Source organism: Hymenobacter agri, from assembly GCF_054778495.1.
Genome location: NZ_BAAGZM010000562.1, coordinates 1 through 4,873 on the forward strand (window position 1 = coordinate 1; position 4,873 = coordinate 4,873).

Here is a 4,873-nt window from a genome sequence, read left to right on the forward strand (position 1 = left end):
CGGCAGGGCCACCCGGCGCGAGTCGAGCACGCGGCTGCCTTCACGCAGCTCCACGGTGGCCGCACCGCCGGCGTAACCCTCAAAGCCCAGTTCCGCCTCAATCGGAAACTTATTGCCGCTGAACGCCACCCGATTGTAGGTAAGCCCGGTGAGGCGCAGGTCCTTCTTGGGCACGGTATCGCCCACCGCCACGCTGTAAATCGGGAAGTTAAACTCCGAGTAGGCCGGGCTGCGGCCCTGGTTCACGAGGCCATCCGAAAGCAGCACCACGCCGACGAGGTTGCGGTCGTCGTAGGCCTCGCGGGTACCGGTCAGCAGCTGGTCGAGGTCGGTGCCGGCGGCCGAGAAGCGCAGCGAGTCGAGCCGGGCCGGGCGGGCGGGCGTGGAGGTGAGCGTACGCGTCTCCACACTGAACCCTTTGCCACGCAGCGTTTCGGCCAGCTTCGCGAGGCCCGTGGCGGCCTGCCCCAGCACATCTTTCGGCGTGAACAGCTCTACCGACTGCGAGTTGTCGACGGCCAGTACCAGGGTGGGCGCTTCGGTGTGCGTGGTGGTGGTTTTGATGACCGGACCGAGCAGCAGAAAGCACAGAAAGCTCACTACGGCAAAGCGCAGGGCCGCCAGTGCGTAGTTCAGGTGCCGGCTCCAGGGCGCTTTGGCCGAGTATTGCAGGGCAGCGTAGCCCGCGCCCACCAGCAGGCAGACGAGGATGAGCCAAGGAGAATATTGGGTGGTCAGCAAACGAAAGTCGGATTGAATCAGCCTTAAAGGTCGGCCCGCGCCGCCAAAGTTGCAGCCTGCCGCCGGTTCAACGGCTGAGCACGCCAACCAGTTCGGGGCTCTCGAAGATGCTGACCGGCGAAATCACTGTTTCCTGCAGCGGCAGGTGGTCGCCGTAGCGCTCCCGCAACTTGGCCTGCACGGCGGGGTGGCTCAGGTCGAAATCGCGCAGGTGCTGCAGTCGCCCCAGCCGCCGGCCGATGCTGCGCTCGTACACCTTCCAGATGAGCTCGGAGCAGTAAATCCGGTCGTCGGACCAGCCGAAATACAGGTCGTAGCTATGCCCCAGCATCGGCTGGCCGGCCGCTTTTAGCCGGGCCAGCGCGGTGGGCGTGAGGGCGGTAGCCGCATCGCGCAGCCGCTTGGTGGCGAAATGCCCGCCCTGGCCCCGCGCCACCCAGTCGGCCAGTGGCGTCAGCTTCACCGGCTGCACGGCTTCGAATACCTGCCACTTACCGTTGTGCTGGTAGAGAATGCCGCAGTGGCTCCAGGCCGAGTGCGTGGCCAACTGAATAGCCCGGCTCTGAGCCGAAAGGGAGGTGTGGAAAATCAGGTCGCCGTCGCGGAGTTGGGGTTCGATTTGGGCGGTGGCTACTTGCGCGGCGCGGTGGCCTTGGTAGCGGAGCAGGCGGCGGTGTAGGCTCGGGTAGGCGGCGAGGGCTAGGGCGGTCAGGAGAAGGAAGGGGAGGAGCAGCCGGCGGGGCATTACAGTGTTTCAGAAAACCTATTCATAAATAGTCGCTCCACGCAGCATATCCGCGAAGACACGCCAACTAGCAGAATCGGCGTTTACTTCTAACGACATATTCCTGTAATAGCAGGGAATATCGGCTGCATAAGCTTCCAAAGCTGCTAGAAAATCGCCAAGGTTTCGGTTCTCCCATTCATCTCCGTTCCGCAGGTAGTGAATCCGTAGCTGCTGCAAAAATGCGATGAAGTCTTGGCGACCATTTATTGTCGAAGTATCCAAGGCATATTGTTCAGAATCCGAATCCATATCAGCGTGTTGATTTATCGTAATCCCCATAAGCCGACGAATCCAAGCCCCAGCGGGGCGGTATATCGGTAGTAACAGGGTTCAATGAACAGCAAAGCCCCGGTGGGGCGGCACTCGTTAAATGAATGTCGCCCCGCCAGGGCTTTTTAAAAAATGCAGGCGTGGTTTTCTGCCGACATGCCGCCCCGCTGGGGCTCATATATATTTCCCCCTACGTCAGCATTCCGCCATCCACCTGCAGCACCTGGCCGGTGATGTAGGCCGAATCATCCGACGCCAGAAACGCCGTGGCCTTGGCCACATCCTCGGGCCGGCCACCGCGCTTGAGCGGAATTGCTTTGCGCCACTCATCCACCTGCTTGGGGTCGAGGGCGTCGGTCATTTCGGTTTCGATGAAGCCGGGGGCCACGGCGTTGCAGCGGATGTTGCGCGAGCCCAGCTCCAGGGCCACCGACTTGGTGAAGCCGATGATGCCGGCCTTGCTGGCGGCGTAGTTGGCCTGCCCGGCGTTGCCCTTGATGCCCACCACGCTGGTCATGTTGATGATGGAGCCGGCTTTGGCACGCATCATGGGTTTGGTAGCGGCTTTAGTGAGGTTGAACACCGACTTGAGGTTGACTTGCAGCACTTGGTCCCACTGCTGCTCGCTCATGCGCATGAGCAGGCCATCCTGCGTGATACCAGCATTGTTGACGAGGATGTCGAGCTTGCCGAAATCGGCCACTACGTCTTCGATGAGTTTCTCGGCCTGGGCGTAGTCGGAGGCGTCGGAGCGGTAGCCTTTTACCTTGGTGCCGGCGGCCGATAATTCGGTTTCGAGGGCCTGGCCTTTTTCAACTGAGGACAAATACGTGAAGGCGACATCGGCGCCGAGCTGGGCGAAATGCGCCGCGATGGCGCGGCCAATTCCTTTGGAAGCGCCCGTCACGAGGGCCACTTTTCCGGTGAGTGTGTTGGTCATGGGGCGAAGGTAAGTAGCGCGGACTTTCAGTCCGCGAGTGAGAGGTTTTGATTCGCGGACTGAAAGTCCGCGCCCGCTACAGCGGGCTAACTTCGCCGCAGATTATGCCCCATCACGACATCTGTATTCTGGGAGCGGGCCCCGGCGGAGCCACCGCCGCCCTGCACCTCGCCAACGCCGGCCAGCCCTGCCTGCTGTTCGACCGCGCCGCGTTCCCGCGCGACAAAACCTGCGGCGATGCCCTCAGTGGCAAGGTCATCAACGAGTTGAAGCGCATCGAGCCCGGCCTGCACGCCAAGCTGGCCGCCACCCCCATCCAGATTCCGAGCTGGGGCATCGACTTCATCGCCCCCAACGGCCGCAAGCTCAGCATCCCCTTCAAGCCAAAGTTCGACAAGACCCGCGACGCCACCGCCGGCCACGTGGCCAAGCGCATCGATTTCGATAATTTCCTGGTCGAAGAAGTACGCCAGCGCCCCGAAATCGACTTTCGCGAAAACGTGGACGTGGCCCGCACCGAGCGCCTACCCAACGGCGGCTGGCAATTGTTTGACAAGGCCAGCCAGGAAATTGCCACCTGCCGCCTGCTGCTGGTGGCCAATGGCGCGCAGTCGGAATTTGCCCGCAAAGTGGCCGGCCACGCCCTCGAGCCCGACCACCATTGCGCCGGCCTGCGCACTTATTACGATGGCGTGAGCGGCCTGAGCCCCGATAATTTCATCGAGCTGCACTTCATCAAAGATTTTCTGCCCGGCTACCTCTGGGTATTTCCGTTGCCCAACGGCCAGGCCAACGTGGGCGTGGGCATGCTCTCGAAAACCGTAGCCGATAAGAAGGTGAATCTGCGCCAGCGCCTCGACGAGATACTGACGACGCACCCGGACCTGGCCCCGCGCTTCGCCCACGCCACCCGGCTGGGTTCGGTGAAGGGTTTCGGCCTGCCGCTGGGCTCGAAGCGGCGGGCATTATCAGGCGCTGATTATTTCCTGCTCGGCGACGCCGGCTCGCTCATCGACCCGTTCTCGGGCGAGGGCATCTCGCACGCCATGGTGAGCGGCCGCCACGCTGCTACCTGGGCCATCGAAGCCGTGAAAAAAGGTGATTTCAGCCCCGAATTCCTGAAAAACTACGACAAGGCCGTGTACAACCGCCTCGGCCAGGAGCTGCGCCTGAGCCGCGTGATGCAGCGCCTGCTCAACTTTCCTAGCCTGTTCAACATTGTGGCCAACCGCGCCGTGCGCAACCCCACGCTAGCCGCCACCTTGTCCATGATGTTTATGGACCTGGACCTGCGCGAGCAGCTACGTAAGCCGAGCTTCTACTTCAAGCTGTTTTTCGGCGGGAAGTAGGGGCGAAAGAACAAGAAAAGCACGTCATGCTGAGCTTGTCGAAGCATCTCTACCGCATTAGTAGATGAATACTTACGCGGTAGAGATGCTTCGACAAGCTCAGCATGACGTTCAAATAATGTTAAGAATTGCTAGTGCGCGCCGGGCCGCGGGTGGTAGCCGCCCGTGCGGGCCGCCGGGGCGGGCTTAATGGGCGCGTGTCCCTCATCGTTGCCCAGGTAGCGGCGCAGGCTCTTGGCAGCTTCGGGATTGAGCTTGGTGGCCTTTTCCAGGTCGCGGCGGGCTTCCGAAAGCTTGTCGAACGACGAGTAGCTGATGCCCCGATACTCCCAGGCGTCGGCGTAGGTCGAGTCGAGCTCGATGGCGCGGGTGAAGTCGGCCACGGCTGGCTTGTACTGGTACATCTGCATCTTGGCCACGCCCCGGCCGAAGAAGGATTCCTTGTCATCGGCCCGGTACTTGAGGGCGCCCGAGAAGTCGGTGGTGGCGGCCTTGTACTGCTTCATCATCAGGTGGTTCACGCCGCGGTTGTAGTAGGCGTCCGGGTTGGTTTTCTGGTAGCGCAGGGCGGCCGTGTAGTCGAGCTGGGCGGCGGCGTAGTCGCGCAGGTAGCTTTTCGCCTTGGCGCGTTGCAGCAGGGCGGTGGCATCTTTTGGGTTGCGCTTCACGGCGGCGTCGGCGTCGGCCAGCATGGTGCGGTACTGCTCGGTGGTCAGCTTTTTCTCGCGGGCGCGCTCGGCTGAGGCTTCGGCGGCCGAAAGCGTGGCCGTGGTGAGCAGGAAAATG

The 4,873-nt window shown here is 62.1% G+C and carries 6 protein-coding genes; 1 reads left to right on the forward strand and 5 read right to left on the reverse strand.

Annotated elements, in window-relative coordinates:
- From ACYVDE_RS19345 to fabG, 4 genes are all read right to left on the reverse strand, one after another.
- Window positions 1–741, reverse strand: a 741-nt coding sequence (locus ACYVDE_RS19345) for a vWA domain-containing protein (protein WP_460503179.1), incomplete at its 3' end; no start/stop codon positions are given.
- A 67-nt stretch (window positions 742–808) separates the two neighbouring features.
- Window positions 809–1,486: a C40 family peptidase gene (locus ACYVDE_RS19350; RefSeq protein ID WP_460503180.1), complete on the reverse strand. Its 678-nt coding sequence runs from the start codon at window positions 1,484–1,486 to the stop codon at window positions 809–811.
- A gap of 18 nt (window positions 1,487–1,504) precedes the next feature.
- Window positions 1,505–1,777 (reverse strand): DUF7660 family protein, encoded by a 273-nt coding sequence (locus tag ACYVDE_RS19355; protein WP_460503181.1) that lies wholly within the window; start codon window positions 1,775–1,777, stop codon window positions 1,505–1,507.
- Between the two features lie 211 nt (window positions 1,778–1,988).
- Complete coding sequence (fabG, locus tag ACYVDE_RS19360) at window positions 1,989–2,738, reverse strand: beta-ketoacyl-ACP reductase (protein ID WP_460503182.1); 750 nt, start codon at window positions 2,736–2,738, stop codon at window positions 1,989–1,991.
- Window positions 2,739–2,842: 104 nt separating this feature from the next.
- Here fabG and ACYVDE_RS19365 point away from each other — a divergent pair, with 104 nt between their 5' ends.
- Window positions 2,843–4,087, forward strand: coding sequence for a geranylgeranyl reductase family protein (locus tag ACYVDE_RS19365; protein WP_460503183.1), 1,245 nt, complete (start codon window positions 2,843–2,845; stop codon window positions 4,085–4,087).
- A gap of 131 nt (window positions 4,088–4,218) precedes the next feature.
- Here ACYVDE_RS19365 and ACYVDE_RS19370 read toward each other — a convergent pair.
- The coding region (locus ACYVDE_RS19370; protein WP_460503184.1) for a tetratricopeptide repeat protein at window positions 4,219–4,873 on the reverse strand (655 nt) is incomplete at its 5' end.